Source organism: Nitrospira japonica, assembly GCF_900169565.1.
GTDB classification, from domain to species: domain Bacteria; phylum Nitrospirota; class Nitrospiria; order Nitrospirales; family Nitrospiraceae; genus Nitrospira_C; species Nitrospira_C japonica_A.
In genome coordinates this window covers 298,798-314,051 of sequence record NZ_LT828648.1, presented here as the reverse complement: position 1 = coordinate 314,051, position 15,254 = coordinate 298,798, and the positions used below count along the sequence as shown (strand labels likewise).

Here is a 15,254-nt window from a genome sequence, read left to right as displayed (position 1 = left end):
CCTCTCCCGTAGCATCCTTTGGCAGGATGTTAGCTATTGACAGGCGCGCGTCGTCCCCGTAGTCTCTCGGCGCACTCCGGCCCCGTCGCACGCCGATTCAAGGTGGGATGTAGAGAGTCGATGGTTCGAATGCAGCCGTGGAAAATGGCCCTCGTGTTGGCGGCGGCGATCATGACCGCCGGCTGTCCCCGCATTCTCTACCTCGATTACCAGCCGACGACCTCGTTGAAGGGCCACGGGCAGGTCCAGGTGGACCCATTCGCCTATTCAGGCCATCCGACCGGACTCGTCAGGATGAAGGAAGTCGAGTCGAGCTCGAAAGACGTCGAAGCTCTGTATCTCTCTCAGGACATCGGCGTCTTCTTCACCAATGCCCTCAGGGGCGAACTGACCTTCGCCGGCTACGACGTGCAACCGGCTTCACCGAGAATCGTCTCCGGCAAGATCGATCAATTCTATCTGGATTACGTCGGCGAACAGGACCAACTGTTCCTGATCGCGGCCACCTTCTACGTCGCCGCGAAAGACGGCACGTCCTTCACGTCCTCCTGCCGTTCCAGCCAACAGCAGCCGAAGTACTGGATGAAGACCGGCCTCCTGATCAAGAGCGGCATCACGGAATGCGTCGAACAATTCATGAAAGCCGCCCAGGCGGCAAAAGCCCTGTAGGCCGTGATCGCCCTTTCGAGGGACGACGAGGGTAGGCCGCTTCGGCGGGATCGAATCGGATGAGACAATTTCAGAAGACCTTGATCCGCCGTGCGGTCGGCTGTCTGTCGCTGCTCGTGGTCGCGGGTATTGCATTCGGCTGCAGCCCGGTCCCCAGAAAATACATTCGCGCGGCCGCTCCCAACGTCACGCTGGCCAAGCTGTCGGCTGCGCCGGACGTCTATCGAGACCGGCTCGTCGTGATGGGCGCCGTGATTTTAGAGGAAGAGACCAAGGACGGGAACTTGTGGCTGCACGTGAAAAATCGGCCGCTCGATCAGGACTATCGTCCGCAACTCCCCCCGAGCGTGGATGATCCGGAAGCAGGGTGGTATTGGGTCGTCGTCAGCAACCATCAGAGCTTTCCCACTTCCTATCGTCACTGGGCTGACATGACGGTCGTCGGCCGCGTGAACGGGCTGGGGCCGGGAAAAGAACCGATCCTCATGATGGTGTACGCGCGCGGATGGGGGTTGAAGTCGGGCGGCGAGAGCGTGTGGGAAAACTTCACGGACGCCAACTATATCCCGTTCACCCCCGAAGAAGTGGTCGGCGAGGGCAACCGCTAGCGCCACCGGCGCAGACTCGTCCTGTTACGATCCGTCGCATCCTGGAAAGATGCTTCGCATTCACCGAACCATTCCCAATCAGTGCCTCCAGTGCCTTTTCATGCCAGAACCGGATCGTATCCTGAGTACCCGATCGGACTGAGCACGACGGTTCGTCGGCGGATCATAAGCCCCACAGCTCGAACTGTTCAGACCCGCCCTCCCTCTTGTAAGATACACCGAGACTACGAATCCTTACGGCTCGTGATTATCGGGGCGACGATGGACCGTCGATTCATGGAGAATCGGCCGGCGAGATGTCGGTTCTGATTCCTTGACGAAATCTATGGAACAGCCACCACCTGCGCAGGGCGCCGCGGCTCCTGGGGTCGAAACCGTCTACCGGCATACGATTCCGGTGCGGATCAGTCACTGGCTCAATGCGGTCTGCCTGTTTGTGCTGATCATGAGCGGCCTGCAAATTTTCAACGCCCATCCGGCACTCTATTGGGGCGACCGATCGGATCGTGACAAGCCGCTGCTGTCCATCCGCCCCATGAGGGCGGACAACGGCGAGATCCGGGGCGTCACGACCGTCTTGGGACACCGGTTCGATACGACCGGTGTCCTCGGTTACTCCGACGGCAGGGGACGGGCATTTCCCGCATGGGCGACGCTTCCGGGCCCGCAATGGCTGGCCATGGGACGGCGGTGGCATCTCTTCTTTGCGTGGCTGTTCGTCCTCAACGGCCTGCTGTTCGCGGCCTATTCCGTGGTCACACGCCACTTCAGACTGGATTTGTTGCCGACGACACGCGATGTCGGGAGCATCGGCCGGGTCGTGAAAGACCACCTGGTCCTGCGCCATCCGAAAGGAGACGCAGCGAAACACTATAATGTCCTGCAGAAAATCGCTTATTTGGTCGTGATTTTCGGCCTTGCCCCGGTGATCGTGCTGACCGGCTTGGCGATGTCCCCGACGATCGACGCGGCCGTCCCGTGGCTGGTCACGGGTCTGGGCGGTAGGCAGGCGGCGCGGACGCTCCACTTTGTCGCCTGCTTTGCATTTGTAGCCTTCATCGTGATTCATGTCACCCAGGTGGTCATCACGGGGTTTATGAACAACATTCGTTCGATGACGACCGGCTGGTTCGTGGTCGAACGCGAAGGAGCCTCCCATGACGCCTAAGCACGGCATGAAGCGACGAGAGATTTTGAAGGGAACCCTCGGGGCCACGAGCGTGATCGCGCTGGCCGGTTGCGACAACCTCACGAGAAGCGACTGGTTCGCGGAGCTCCTGAGCCGGGCGGAGACGCTCACTGAACTGGTACAGCGGGCGGTCACGCCGGTCGGCGCCATGGCCAAGGAATACCGCGAGGCGGATATTTCCGCCGTCTTTCCCGCGAACGGCAACATCGATCCTGGTACACAGAAGTATGCAGAGATGGTTCGGGATGAGTTTGCCCGCTGGGAAGTAACGGTCGGCGGGCTGGTGCAAGCTCCCGCCTCCTTCTCGATCGGAGCGTTGAAGGCGATGCCGGCACGGACTCAGATTACGAGACATGATTGCGTCGAAGGCTGGAGCGCCATCGGCAAGTGGACCGGCGTGCCGCTGGGCGACCTCATGCGGCAGGTGCGGCCGACTCCCGGCGCCCGGTATGCCGTGTTCCATTGCGCGGATATCGACGAGCAAGGCGTCGCGTATTACGAAAGTGTGGCCGTCGAGGATCTGTACCATCCGCAAACGATCCTGGCGTACGAACTGAACGGTAAGGCTCTCGACGTGCCCCACGGCGCGCCGCTCCGTTTACGATTGGAACGTCAATTGGGATATAAGCACGCGAAGTATGTGGAACGGATCGAACTGGTCGCGTCGCTCGACGGGATCGGAGGCGGGAAGGGGGGGTATTGGGAGGATCAGGGGTACGAGTGGTACGCAGGAATTTAGTTTAAGGTAGAAGGACTCAACGCTGAGAAAAGGACTCGCCTGGATTCCCGCGTCCGCGGGAATGACAAACTTCAGCGGCATGCTCACATCGCTCAGAGGCTCAACGCGACATCGCACCTTTCAGAAGTAAGAACGTCGTCGATGCGTATTCGCGCGGACGCTAGTTTTGATCGAAGAAATACTTGAAGCTGATGTTCGGATAGACGGCGCGGATGTCGTTTTGTCCCGCGATCGTGAACATGACGCCGATGGCGCCGACCAGCTTCGCGCCCGATTCGTAGCGTGAAAAGGTGTACTCAAGTCCCGGTTGCACACCGAGAAGCCAAAAACTGGCCGGTGTCGTATTGGTGGGATGGCCGTCCAGCCTTGTCGTGAGCTGGTTGAGCGTCGCGAATTCCAGAAGATATCCGAAGCCGGTCCGCTGATCGAGGACGTGTTCCAGCGCCAGGTGGGAGCTGATCAAGTCGCCGGCATAGGCCGTCATGCCTACCGTCGAGCTCGGTCCCGGTAAATTGTAGGAGTAGAACACGTTCCCGGTGATGCGAAAGGGCTCGACGTTTTTTCTGAACAGCAGCCCTTCCGTGACCGCGGCCGCCTCGAACCGGCTCGACGGCACGCGCGAGAGAGGCGTAAAGCCGCCGGGAATCTCCGGTGTCCCGAACCAGCGATTCGTGGGCAGCGACAGTTTGGTATAAAGCGAAATCGACGGACGCCAGGAGTCCGGATTCTGGACGATCGGCCGGTACTTGAAGATCAGGCTCGTCGAGCCGATGCCTCCTCCCGACGTGTTTCCCTCGGAGTCGGGTTTATCAGACCGCCAGTAGATCCACGACACGCCCATCGCGACGCTGACATGGCGGGTCAATCCGTAGTAGAGGATGGCGGCCGGTGAGACGGCGTCGGGACTGAACGGCGTGGCCGTGCTGGTCGACGAGGGACTGTTCACATATTGACCGGAACCGATCTGCCCTTGCACATAGGCACGGACGTACCACTGCCCTTGACGCGCCAAGTCCGCGCTTGATGTGAAGGTGGTGCCGTGCGTCGGCGGATTCCAGCTCTCGCGGTATCTGGCCATCTCCGCATCGGTCGGGACCCAGTCAATGCCGTAGGCGGGATCGTGCAGCGAGAGCAGTGAAGCCAATGTGAACGAGAGACGGATGAGAGCCCCAGCCGCCACCCTGTTCGTCCGATCGGCGAGCAACGCGTATCCTTACCGCTCGAGGCCCGCAGTGCCGGTCTCTGGCGGGGGGTGAACAACCTGCACAGGCAACGGCTGGACGGTCTTGAGATGGACGTCCCGTTGAGGGAAGGCGAAGACGATGCCGGCTTCGGCGAAGTCCTTGGCGATCATGAAGCGCAGATCGCTTGCCACGACGTCCGAGTCCACGTCGGCGGCGATGTCGAGCCAGAATCTCAAGTCGAACAGCAGCGTGTTATCTCCGAAATCACGAAACAGGACCTGCGGCTCCGGATGTTTGAGCACCAGCCCGTGCCGGTTCGCTTCTTCCAGGAGCAGGTCGCGGACCTGGTCGGTCGGTGATTCGTAGGCGACTCCCACGCGCAGCGTGAAGCGGGTCCTGGCGGTCGAGTAGGTCCAATTGTTGAGGTTTTTCTCCAGAAGGTTGCTGTTCGGGATGAGCATTTCCATGCCGTTACCCTCGCGGATGGTCGAGGAGCGGAAGCCGATGTGCGTGACGCGGCCGCGCACGCCGTCGACCTCGATCAGATCTCCCAATCGGAGCGGCCGCTCGATCAGCAAGAGAATGCCGCTGATGAAGTTCTTGAGCAGCGTCTGGGTGCCGAAGCCCACGCCGATGGCCAGCGCGCCTCCCAGGAACGCAAAGACCGTCAGGGGAATTTTGACGTAGATCAGACTGACGATAAGCAGAATCGCGAACAGCAGGACCATCATCCATTGGCGGAGGATGTTGGCCAGGTTATGGTCGATGCCCAGCCGTTTGACGGCCAACCGCTCGACCAGGCGGGCGATGACGAGGCAGATCCAGTAGCCGACGATCAGGATGGCGAGGGCCCTCACCGCCTTGCCCACCGTCACGCTGCGGCGGCCCGTGATGGACTGTCCGTCCACTTCGATGGTGTCCTCCGCCGCGAACAGCTCGAACTCCCAGACGCGGTGGAGCATGTCGGCTCCCACGACCCGCCAGTCTTCGACCCTGGCGGCGATGGGCAGCCCCCGGTGCTGTTCGGCGAATTCGATCTTCCAACGCTCGATCAATTGCGCGAATTCATCGATGCGGGGCAGCATCCGGCGGTACAGCTGTTCCCGTTGTCTGTAGGCCTCGACCTTCTCCCGCAAATGGGCGGCATGCGAGGGAGAAGCCGGCTGCTCCAATTGGGCAGTCACGTCGCTGATCTGGCCGGTCAACAGATCGACTTGCCGGTGAAGATAATTGCGGGAGGCTTGAAGGGTCTGGAGGGTGGGCGCGATCTTGTCATAGGCCTCCCGCGAACGAACCGGATCGGTCGTCTGCGCCGCCTCGAACCGGATTTCCCAGAACCGTCGAACCCGTTCCGTGACGTCGAGCAGGTGCCGCAGCATGTCGATGCGGAGATTCACGTTGTCGAATTGGAGGCGCGTCAGGTCCGCGGCGTCCGCGAGATCCTTGATCTCCGCGGTGCGCTGGTCGGTGCGCGCGCCGGCCGGCGGGAGCGCGGCTTCCGCTGCACGCAGCGTGGCCGCGGCGGCGGCCATCGCCTCTTGACGCAAGGGATGCTCCGCGAGCGCCCGTGACACCTCGTTTTCCAGCGTCGTCTGGTCGGCATCGAGCTGCTTCTTGATCTTGGCCAGATCCTGCTCGCCGAACACGACATGCTGGGCGGCTGTCTGGATTTGCCGTTCGAGCAGGAGAGCCCGCTGGCGCATCTCGGCCGCTTCTTCCTCGATCTGCCTCTTGTTCGCGGCGGTCATGGTCGCCGTGGCGGCGGCGGCGCGATTGCGGAGACGTGAAAGGTCGCGGGCTTTGTTCAGCCGGGCTTTCTCGGCCGGGTCCCGGGCGGCCTCCAGCCGTTCGGAGGCCTGACGCAGGTCCTTTTCGGAGGCGGCGAGAGTTTGTTGTGCGCGCTCGGAGAACCCGTCGGTAAGCGCGAGTTTGGCCTGCAGCCCTTCAATGACCAACGCGGTCGAGCGCGCGGCGTCGCGAAGTTCGTCGAGCATCAGGATCGAATAGGGAGGAGGGGTCGGAAATCCCTGCCATTCGGTGACGCGGCGCTCGGCCTCCTGACGCCGCTCCCCGGCTTGTTCAAGCGACTTGCGGTGGTCGATCTCGCGCTCGTACGCCCGCACCAGCCGCTGGAGCAGGGCCCGGCGCTCGAGCGTCTCCCCGGACGGAGCGCTCTCCTGTTTGACGATTGCCTCCGCCTCTTTGAGTTCCTTCTCAGCCGCGGAGAGCTTTGTGTGAAGGTCCGCGAGAATGGACTGAGGCGTTTGTGGATCAGGGGAGGGTTTCGAGCCGGCCGCCGTTTTGCCGTTTCCGTTCGTGAGGCCGACAAGCGGATCGGTCGGCAATGCCGCAAACAGCGAAGCAGGGAACGCGATGACCAGCACGGCGAGCAGAGAAAGGTTCCATCGGAGGGAAGGCATCGGACGTCATATCCTCAGGACGTGCCTGATTCAGCTCCGGCAACGGTGTGTCGGGCCGGTCGCCCCGGCGGCGACACTCTAGCCGCCTGCCCTCCTGCCGTCAATGCTGACGGGCACGGGTGCGGTCGATGCCGTGGAAGAATCTCCAGGTGATGCTTAGGGAAATTGCTTGAATTTCATGACGATGGTTGAATCCACATTGTTTTCTCCCGTACAATTCACATTCTCTTCATGGCCGGAGAAGCGCGTGTGATGGCCTCCGCCGAGACCGCTCAGGTCGTCCTTCAGGCGAATTCCGACGCCGACGGCGGACTCGTGTTGTTCATCGACGGCCCGCTCGACACCCATACCACCGGACGGGCCTGGCGAATCGCGCTCGATGCCTTGAGCCGGTCAAATCCCAGACGTGTCATCGTCGATGCCGCCCGGTTGACCTATTGCGACGGGGCGGGCGCGGCTCTCTTGTTGGAACTCCAGCGGCGCCAACTGGAATCCCGCGGATCCTATGAGATCCGGTCTCTCAATGCCGCGGCTCAATCGCTTCTCGATTTGTACGGCCGTTCGGATCGTTCGAGCCCCGAGTCCGCGTCGCCCGGATGGTCGTCTGTCGAACAGATCGGCCGTGCCACCGTCACGCTCTGCCGCGATGTCGTGGCCTTGATCGCATTCGTGGGCGAACTGTGCGCGGCGCTCGGGCGGGCCGCTCTGCGCCCCGGACTCGTACGCTGGAGGGACGTGTTCCTGACGGCAGAACTGGCGGGCGTCAATGCATTGCCGATCGTGGCGCTGCTGGGTTTTCTCCTGGGGTTGATCATGGCCTTTCAGTCCGCCATCCCGATGCGCGAGTTCGGCGCGGATATCTATGTCGCCAATTTGATCGGTCTCTCGATGCTTCGCGAACTAGGCCCGTTGTTGACCGCGATCATTCTGGCCGGACGCTCCGGGTCCGCCTTCGCCGCCGAACTGGGTACCATGAAAGTCAGCGAGGAACTCGACGCCCTGGTCACCATGGGATTGGAGCCGGTCGACTTCCTGGTGGTGCCGCGTGTGCTCGCGGCCGTCGTCATGACCCCTCTGCTGGCGATCTGGGCGGGATTTTTGGGTCTCATCGGGGGAGCGGTCGTGATGCGGTCGCTGGGGTTTCCGTTCGTGACCTACGTCATTCAAGTGGAATCCGCCGTGACCGTCAGCGATATGATCGGCGGGCTCAGCAAGGCGTTCGTGTTCGGCATCGTCGTGGCGGCGATCGGCTGCCTGCGCGGACTGCAGACGAGAAGCGGGGCCAGCGCCGTAGGAGAATCGACGACCAGGGCCGTGGTGAGCGGACTCGTGCTGATTACGATCGTCGACGGCGTATTTGCCGTGGTGTTCTACTATCTCGGCGTTTGAGTACGGCGTATGGGTATGTCCGGCCGGCGGCCGATCATCCGGGTGGCGCATGTGACGGCGGGCTACGGAGACGTGGTCGTGCTCGACGATCTGACGTTTGACGTGTATCCGGGAGAAGTGTTCGTGATCCTCGGCGGGTCCGGCTGCGGCAAGAGCACTCTGTTGAAGCATATGATCGGGCTGCACCGCCCGGTGCAGGGATCGATCCTCATTGAGGGGCGGGACATCGCAAGCGCGGAAGGACCCGAACGGCTCAAGATCCTGACCGGGATCGGCGTGATGTATCAACAAGGCGCCTTGTTCGGATCGATGAGTCTTCTCGAAAACGTCCGCTTGCCGCTGGAGGAGTACACCGACATGCCGGACGAGGCGATGGACCGGGTGGCCATGATGAAATTGCAACTGGTCGGCCTGGGAGCGGCGGCCTACAAGCTGCCGGATGAGATCAGCGGAGGCATGAGAAAGCGGGCCGCCATCGCGCGAGCCATGGCGTTGGATCCGCCGATCCTGTTTCTGGACGAACCCTCGGCCGGCTTGGACCCCGTCACGTCGGCCGAACTCGATCATCTGATCGTCGGTCTCGCGCGCGCGCTCCGTATCACCTTTGTCGTCGTGACGCACGAGCTTGCCAGCATCGACACGATCGCTGACCGCGTCATCATGCTGGACAAGAGAACGAAAGGCATCATCGCCGAAGGCAAGCCGCAGGAGTTGCGCGATCATTCGGACAACCCGTGGGTGCGGCAGTTTTTCAACCGCGAAGCCGCAGTATAGGCTGAGCGCCTGGTACGGAGGTCGATCGGGATAGCGTGAGTCAGAAAGCGCGGTACTTCAAGATCGGCTTGTTCGTCATCGGCGCGGTCAGTCTGGCCGTTTTTGCCGTCATTCTTTTGGGAGCCGGCAAATGGTTCGAAGCCAAGACGATGGTGGAGACGTACTTCATCGAGTCGGTGCAGGGACTGGAAGTCGGCGCCCCGGTGCGTATCCACGGGGTTCCGGTCGGACGGGTCGAGTCCATCCATCTGGCTCGGGAAGAATACGATCTGCCCATGAACACCCAGGGAAAGTTTCCATTCAAGGGTGTCGTGGTGGTGAGGATGTCCGTCCGTCCCAGCGTCGTGGTGCGCTCGCCGGAGGAAGACGAAAAGACGATCATGAAGATCGCGGCCGACGCGGGATTCCGCTTCCGGTTGGCGTCGCAGGGTATCACCGGGGTCCTGTACATCGAGTCGGAGTTTCTCGACCCCGAGCGCTATCCTCCCATGGCGATCGCGTGGACGCCGAAGACACCGTATATTCCGTCCGCTCCGAGCACGATCTCGGAGCTGGGCACCGACCTCCGGTCGATTGCAAGAAAACTGGATCAAGTCGAGTTCGAGAAGGTGACCAAGGATCTGGACGCCATGATCCTGTCGGTCACGCGGTTGGTAAAGGACGTGCAGGCGGAACAATTGGGGGCGGAAGCCAAACTGGTCATGACGGAGTTGCGTGCCACGGTTCAAGACGCGCGACGAGTGCTCGACAGCCCGCATGTCGCGAAGACGCTGGAGGATTTCCACCGGACCGCCGACGACCTCAGCCACACGGCCAAGACGGTCCGTCTCGCGACCGAGCAACTCCCGGATCTCATGGCGCGGGTTAATAGAAGCGTACGTCGGGTCGACGCGCTGCTCGTCGGCCAGGGAGAAAAGGTCGACGATGTCTTTGAGAACCTGCGCTCCGTGTCCGAAGAGCTGCGGTATCTCACGAAGACGATAGAGCAATACCCGTCACAGGTGCTCTTCGGTGAACCGCCGCCGCGCTCCCAGACGGTGCCGCGATGACCGCTCGGGACGTGAAGACGAAAGTGCTCTGCGCCGTGATCGTTCCGCTGATGCTCGGCGGCTGCGTCAATCTGAACAAGAGCTATCCGGAGAAGCGGTCGTTCGCATTGGACGTCGGGTCCGATCACCAACCGACTCCCACGGCCGGGTCCGCCGTTCTGAGGGTCAGCCGGTTTCGGGTCTCGCCGTTGTTCGCCGGTCGAGCCATGGTGTATCGGGTGGGGGAGTTGCAGTACGACAATGATTTCTACAACGAATGGCTGGTATCGCCGAGTGTCCTGCTGACCCAACAGGTCCAGGGGTGGTTGTCGAAGTCGAACCGGTTTCGGTTCGTGTTGACCGGAATGAATCATGTCGAGCCGACGCATGTGTTGGATGCGACCGTCACTGAATTCTATGGCGACTACCGGTCCGGCGGATCGCCGCAAGCAGTGCTCGGGGTGGAGATAATGCTGCTGATCGACGACCGAAAGGACGAGACCGTACTCTTCCGTCGCAGCTACCGTCAGGAGGTGCCGCTTGCCGGCCGGGCTCCCGATGCGTTGGCGGCGGGACTGTCCCAGGCGGCGCGGCAAGTGTTGATCGACTTCGATCGGGATCTCGACGGGGTGTCATTGGAGCCTTCCCCCCGCTCCCGATGAGTCGGTTGGGAGCAGGCTCTTCGTATGGATGACAAGAAGATGCTGAAACGGAACACCCTGGTGCTCGGAGTGATGATGGCGGGATGCCTGACTCTGTTACAGACCGGATGTGCGGCCGACAAAGCCAAACGGGATGTATCCGGGCCGTATCAGACCTGGGACGACGTGGTGAATCGATGGATCGGAGGGGATCGGCAGAAGCTGTATCTCGAATTGGGACCGCCGAATCTTCATCCCCACGAGCTTCCGGACGGCAGAACCGAAATGGTGTGGGATTTCGCCATCGACCGGATGCCGGGCCAGGCGGACGAGTATAATTTGTTTCCCCTCTATGGGAGTAACCTCAATTGCCAACTGCATTTTTTTGCCGATGAGAAGGGGACGATTCTGGATGGGTATCGGGTTGGATGTGAGTAAGGGGAGACGATCTGAATATTCGCAGCACGAGACAGACTGTTGACGAAAGCCTCAATTCCACACTAGACTGCCCGCGAACTGCATGTGAGCTGGTGTAATCCCCATGTCTGAATTGCACATGATCGATCCGGCTGCCCAGCCTTCATCCGAGGCGACTCCGACACCGTCCGAACCGATGGTGGTGCAGTTGGCGTCCGGATTTGAAAAAATCGGCCTGGCGATGAAAAGCCGCAGCTGGAGGCGCGAGGGCCGGCCTGGGCTGGGTCCGCTGCAGCGGCAGATTCTCACGCTGCTTCGCTCCAAACCGGGACGAACCGCTCAGGTCTCCACGATTGCCAATGAACTCGTCGTGCGACTCCCGACTGCGTCGGAGGCGGTGGCGACGCTCGAACGCAAACGATTGGTGCGCCGGCGCCGAACCATGCAGGACGGCCGGGTCGTGACCGTTGAGCTGACCGCTCGCGGCTTGCGGGCCTGTGGTCCGACCGCCGGAGCGCCTGATCACCTGACCATGGCAATCGGCTTGCTGCCTGCGGCGGAACAAGCGTCGTTGCTGAAGGCTCTCGTCAAGGTCATTCGGACGCTGCAGAACAAAGGGGAAATCTCGGTGGCTCGCATGTGCGTGTCCTGCCGATATTTCCAACCCAACCGATATCCGGATCCGGACCGGCCGCACCACTGTTCTTACGTCAATGCGCCATTCGGCGACGTGTCGCTCAGACTCGATTGCGGAGAGTATGAAGCGGCGGTTCCCGATCAGGCACGCGACGCCTGGGCTCTCTTTGCCGGAGAGCAGACGGCGACCAGCTGATTCCTTGCGAACCAGGCATCTGCCAAGGGAAGAGATGAGCGACCCGATCTCTCTGTCAAAAGCCCGGCAATCCGCGTCCCCGGAGACGTGGCTGGGAGCGGAAACCCACGTTCCCAACCTGAGCCGCGAGCTTCGCCGCCGCGAACGCTTCTCATGGCAACTGGCCACGCCGGTAATCGCGCTCGCCTTGTTGGTATCCGGTGCACTAATCGGCAGCGCCGCCACCTGGCTCATTTTCCGAGCCCGGCGACCCCGCTGACGCGCCTTAGCACGATTCCCGTCTAATTCTTGCTTTTCTTGCTTTCATGCAGCCTGGCGTCCGCCTCGATTTGTTGCGCCAAATCATCCAACGCTTCCTGAACCGCCCGTTGGATGGGGTCCCTGTCCGACGCCGTGACCCAACGGACGCTCGATCCGATCGCAGTTTTCTCCGAGAGATAGGAACTGGTCGGGGGTTCGCCAGCCGGACCGAGATCTGATTCCAACCGCAGCTTGTACACGTACGAGCTCCGCGACCTCATGGTCAACCAAGCCTTGATGGTGAGTGTGAGAGCGGCGGGTTCGTCGCCGACGGAAAGGAACGTCCGTCGCTTGGCGAAATAATCGATGGCCGCGGCATGGAAATCCTTGACCGGCCAGTCCAGCGATCCGATTCCTGGCATGTGATCGGCCCCTTCCAATGCGAGGAACGGAACCACGACCTGGGCCGAGGCGGGAATCGTGGTCTGGGCTTCCGTCTGAGGCAAGGGGGTCACGTGAATGTTGTGGAGGCAGCCCGGCGACGAGAGTAGGACGAGACCGAGCAGGATGAAACCGGAGCGGTGGGTGGACGGCCGCTCGGTCACGGGTTTACGGGAGATGCGGCCGGAGGATTGAGAATGTCCAAATCCGCCAGGGCGCGAGCCGCCTGTTCCCGATATGGTCGGTCGGTCGGGTTGGTATAGGTGTCGATGATGCGTTGATACGTGGCGCGGGCCTGCGGGTACTGCTTCTTGATGGCAAAATACTGGCCCAGGGCAAGCCAGTTGGTGGCGGCCGTCTCACTGGCGGTCTTCATGAGCGCAAATTCGCGTTCCACATGGGTCGTACCTTGCTTCGCCGCCTGCTTCCTGACCGTTTCTCCCATCCGGCTGGCCATAGCTTCGATCTGTTCGTTCTCACGGATGGCCGCCTCGATCCGGTTGGCTTTCAAGTGATTGTAGAAGGCTTCCGTATGGTCCTTGATGAGATCGGCGCGTTCTTGATAGGTGTCGTGTGCGCAGTGGCTCAGCCATAAGCTGCTGAGCAGAACCAGCACAATGGTCCACGCGGTACGTCGCGGGAGAGGGGTCATGTCATACTCCTTCATCCAGGCGGCAAGCCGAATGCTCATCCTACCCCAGATGCACGGCAAAACGCGACCTGGAGCGATCGTCTAGTGACAGGTCGGCCCAGAGTGTGATAAGAGTCCAGTCTCTCGGTAGCCTGCCACTCGGGTCCCCATCGTCTAGCCTGGCCTAGGACGCCGGCCTTTCAAGCCGGCAACACGGGTTCGAATCCCGTTGGGGACACCAGGTAGAAATACGTAGTCTGCAAAAAGCTTTTCCTCTCCGCAGCAAAATCAGAACCACCTGTCTGGACGGTATTTACTCTGGGATTTTCGAGCTTGGTCCTCGTCCCAGCGGATAGGCACCCGTTGTGAAATTATCAATAGTAAATAGTGCCTCTTAGTACGGTAGAGTCGCCAATGTGTGGCGAACATTCTGCTCATGAGAAGGTCACCTGCCTGCGATACAGCCGGCGCGTTCTCGCCGCAGCACTGCCATTGACGTGATAATTGCCGCATGTCGGTTCTCTACCCCTAGCCTGTTATAAATGTGTTCTAGGTGCTTCTGGACGGTCCGGGAGCTGATGCTCAGAATCGCTCCGATCTCGGGATTGGTTTTCCCCTGAACCACCCAAGACAAAATCTCTGTCTCACGACGACTTAGTCCGAGTGACTCGAGTTCTTCCACGCTGCACTCTGCGCTAACCTCATCGAAAAATAGCAGCAATCTGATGCCGTCCCGCACCAACCGAATGATCAGACTGCGATCACCTTTGGCGATGATGAGGGGTTGGAGAGCAGACGGGAAGTCGCTCGAACGATTCAATTTCTCGAGTGCGCTTTTTGTCCATTCGCGCAGAGGACTTGGTAGCCATTTTGAAGGGCGTTGGCAAGGAAATCCGTATTCTTTCATCATTCGCCGGGTTCGACTCGTAGCCCATTGAATCCGTCCTTCCTCCGTAAAGGCGAGAAGCGCACGATCGATCTCCTCCATCGCTCGATTGAGTGCTGATAATTCCTCGAGCATGCTGGTGACGGTGCTGGCGTTTGCAAATGCCTGCCGCACATGTGGTCGGAGAAGTTCCAGGATAGCCAACTCGTCAGGCGTAAAATCTTTTCCATCACGATTGAGGGCAAGAGCAACGAGACAATTGCGGTCCAATGCGAGACCAGCTGCCATGTTGTAGGGAATCTGTAGCGGTCGATATAGCTCGTTAAAGAGCTCTGTTGTGCGGAATTGTCGCTGAGAAAGAAAGTCCGTGATTTTTTGAGATCTGAAATCTTTGGTGCGCTCCATGTGCGTTACTAAAGGATGTTGGTGAGAATATAGCCCCAAGATCTCCGGAGCATCAGGAATCATCGTTCGGTTTGCGGGCCACATCTTGTACGTGGCGTGTCGACGGCGAGAGCTCATTTCGTTGTAGGAGCAAATACCAGTCGGGATTAGTGTCGGAATCGATTCCACGATATGTGTGGTAAGGGCGTCCCACGAGCGAAGAACATATAGCTCGCGAAGAAACTCTAGCGCCTGCCTTGTGGAGTGGTGGGTGAGCCTATTCACCAAGCATTCCCTTGGTTATGCCTGGAGCAGCGTGCCGCGCATTGTCCTGAATCCTACGAGGAAATGCAAATAGGCATGCATCATCATTGTATAGGTATAAGTATTTACGCCTGGTGACGTATGGAGCCATGGTATCTCTTACGAGTACAGTCGGTTTCCTGTAAGGGATAAATGGCCTGACCAATGGGTAATGATTTAACCAAGCGGGAACAAGAGATTCTCAAATGGCTTATTCACGGCATGTCAAACAAGGAAATTGCCGAAAAGGAGTCAATCAGTCCGAGGACAGTTCAGAAGCACTTGCAGCGAATTTATCAATGCCTAGGGGTACAGACGCGAGCGGAAGCCATCGTCTTCATCCATCAGGATGGAAAGCACCTCCATTTATGAGGATACAGCCTGCAGCAAATAAATTATTCTACCTACGCCGGATGGCGCATAGAAATAGAGCCTCATTCCTTCGCATGATACGCACGATTTAGCGTAATACAGTGACT

At 60.1% G+C, this 15,254-nt stretch carries 17 protein-coding genes and 1 tRNA gene; 13 read left to right on the top strand and 5 right to left on the bottom strand.

Annotation, left to right across the window (positions count from 1 at the left end; genetic code table 11):
* The first annotated feature begins 120 nt into the window (after positions 1–120).
* The 4 genes from NSJP_RS01465 (at position 121) to NSJP_RS01450 (ending at position 3,205) form a co-directional block, all read left to right on the top strand.
* A complete protein-coding gene (locus NSJP_RS01465; RefSeq protein ID WP_172834083.1) occupies positions 121–669 on the top strand; it encodes a hypothetical protein in 549 nt (182 codons plus the stop codon).
* Between the two features lie 59 nt (positions 670–728).
* A complete protein-coding gene (locus tag NSJP_RS01460) occupies positions 729–1,277 on the top strand; it encodes a Slp family lipoprotein (protein ID WP_080885169.1) in 549 nt (182 codons plus the stop codon).
* 325 nt (positions 1,278–1,602) lie between these two features.
* The gene (locus NSJP_RS01455) at positions 1,603–2,445 is read left to right on the top strand and encodes a cytochrome b/b6 domain-containing protein (RefSeq protein WP_080885168.1); all 843 of its coding nucleotides are present in this window, start codon (positions 1,603–1,605) and stop codon (positions 2,443–2,445) included.
* A complete protein-coding gene (locus tag NSJP_RS01450) occupies positions 2,435–3,205 on the top strand; it encodes a molybdopterin-dependent oxidoreductase (RefSeq protein ID WP_080885167.1) in 771 nt (256 codons plus the stop codon). Before NSJP_RS01455 ends, NSJP_RS01450 begins: the two co-directional genes overlap by 11 nt.
* A gap of 160 nt (positions 3,206–3,365) precedes the next feature.
* Here the strand turns inward: NSJP_RS01450 and NSJP_RS01445 are convergent, their stop codons facing one another.
* Both NSJP_RS01445 and NSJP_RS01440 read right to left on the bottom strand, forming a co-directional pair.
* On the bottom strand, positions 3,366–4,385 hold the full coding sequence (locus NSJP_RS01445; protein ID WP_172834082.1) for a hypothetical protein: 1,020 nt from the start codon (positions 4,383–4,385) through the stop codon (positions 3,366–3,368).
* Positions 4,386–4,418: 33 nt separating this feature from the next.
* On the bottom strand, positions 4,419–6,809 hold the full coding sequence (locus tag NSJP_RS01440) for a mechanosensitive ion channel domain-containing protein (protein WP_080885165.1): 2,391 nt from the start codon (positions 6,807–6,809) through the stop codon (positions 4,419–4,421).
* Positions 6,810–7,058: 249 nt separating this feature from the next.
* Here NSJP_RS01440 and NSJP_RS01435 point away from each other — a divergent pair, with 249 nt between their 5' ends.
* The 7 genes from NSJP_RS01435 to NSJP_RS01405 all read left to right on the top strand — a co-directional run bounded on the left by NSJP_RS01435 (position 7,059) and on the right by NSJP_RS01405 (position 12,149).
* A complete protein-coding gene (locus NSJP_RS01435; RefSeq protein ID WP_407938642.1) occupies positions 7,059–8,198 on the top strand; it encodes an ABC transporter permease in 1,140 nt (379 codons plus the stop codon).
* 15 nt (positions 8,199–8,213) lie between these two features.
* On the top strand, positions 8,214–8,972 hold the full coding sequence (locus NSJP_RS01430) for an ABC transporter ATP-binding protein (protein ID WP_080885163.1): 759 nt from the start codon (positions 8,214–8,216) through the stop codon (positions 8,970–8,972).
* Positions 8,973–9,007: 35 nt separating this feature from the next.
* A complete protein-coding gene (locus NSJP_RS01425) occupies positions 9,008–10,021 on the top strand; it encodes an MlaD family protein (protein ID WP_080885162.1) in 1,014 nt (337 codons plus the stop codon).
* The gene (locus NSJP_RS01420; RefSeq protein ID WP_080885161.1) at positions 10,018–10,662 is read left to right on the top strand and encodes an ABC-type transport auxiliary lipoprotein family protein; all 645 of its coding nucleotides are present in this window, start codon (positions 10,018–10,020) and stop codon (positions 10,660–10,662) included. Before NSJP_RS01425 ends, NSJP_RS01420 begins: the two co-directional genes overlap by 4 nt.
* 24 nt (positions 10,663–10,686) lie before the next feature.
* Positions 10,687–11,079: a hypothetical protein gene (locus NSJP_RS01415; protein ID WP_080885160.1), complete on the top strand. Its 393-nt coding sequence runs from the start codon at positions 10,687–10,689 to the stop codon at positions 11,077–11,079.
* Positions 11,080–11,182: 103 nt separating this feature from the next.
* A complete protein-coding gene (locus NSJP_RS01410; protein ID WP_080885159.1) occupies positions 11,183–11,890 on the top strand; it encodes a MarR family winged helix-turn-helix transcriptional regulator in 708 nt (235 codons plus the stop codon).
* Positions 11,891–11,924: 34 nt separating this feature from the next.
* On the top strand, positions 11,925–12,149 hold the full coding sequence (locus NSJP_RS01405; RefSeq protein WP_080885158.1) for a hypothetical protein: 225 nt from the start codon (positions 11,925–11,927) through the stop codon (positions 12,147–12,149).
* A gap of 22 nt (positions 12,150–12,171) precedes the next feature.
* Here the strand turns inward: NSJP_RS01405 and NSJP_RS01400 are convergent, their stop codons facing one another.
* Positions 12,172–12,735 carry a hypothetical protein gene (locus NSJP_RS01400; protein WP_080885157.1) on the bottom strand — a complete coding sequence of 188 codons (564 nt, stop codon included), beginning with the start codon at positions 12,733–12,735 and terminating at the stop codon, positions 12,172–12,174.
* On the bottom strand, positions 12,732–13,223 hold the full coding sequence (locus NSJP_RS01395; protein WP_080885156.1) for a hypothetical protein: 492 nt from the start codon (positions 13,221–13,223) through the stop codon (positions 12,732–12,734). Before NSJP_RS01395 ends, NSJP_RS01400 begins: the two co-directional genes overlap by 4 nt.
* Positions 13,224–13,365: 142 nt before the next feature.
* On the opposite strand from NSJP_RS01395, the gene NSJP_RS01390 reads away from it, so the two are divergent.
* Positions 13,366–13,443, top strand: a tRNA-Glu gene (locus tag NSJP_RS01390).
* A 204-nt stretch (positions 13,444–13,647) separates the two neighbouring features.
* Here NSJP_RS01390 and NSJP_RS01385 read toward each other — a convergent pair.
* Complete coding sequence (locus NSJP_RS01385; RefSeq protein ID WP_172834081.1) at positions 13,648–14,493, bottom strand: response regulator transcription factor; 846 nt, start codon at positions 14,491–14,493, stop codon at positions 13,648–13,650.
* A 447-nt stretch (positions 14,494–14,940) separates the two neighbouring features.
* Here NSJP_RS01385 and NSJP_RS19960 point away from each other — a divergent pair, with 447 nt between their 5' ends.
* Positions 14,941–15,147: a response regulator transcription factor gene (locus NSJP_RS19960; RefSeq protein WP_080885154.1), complete on the top strand. Its 207-nt coding sequence runs from the start codon at positions 14,941–14,943 to the stop codon at positions 15,145–15,147.
* Positions 15,148–15,254: the final 107 nt, after the last annotated feature.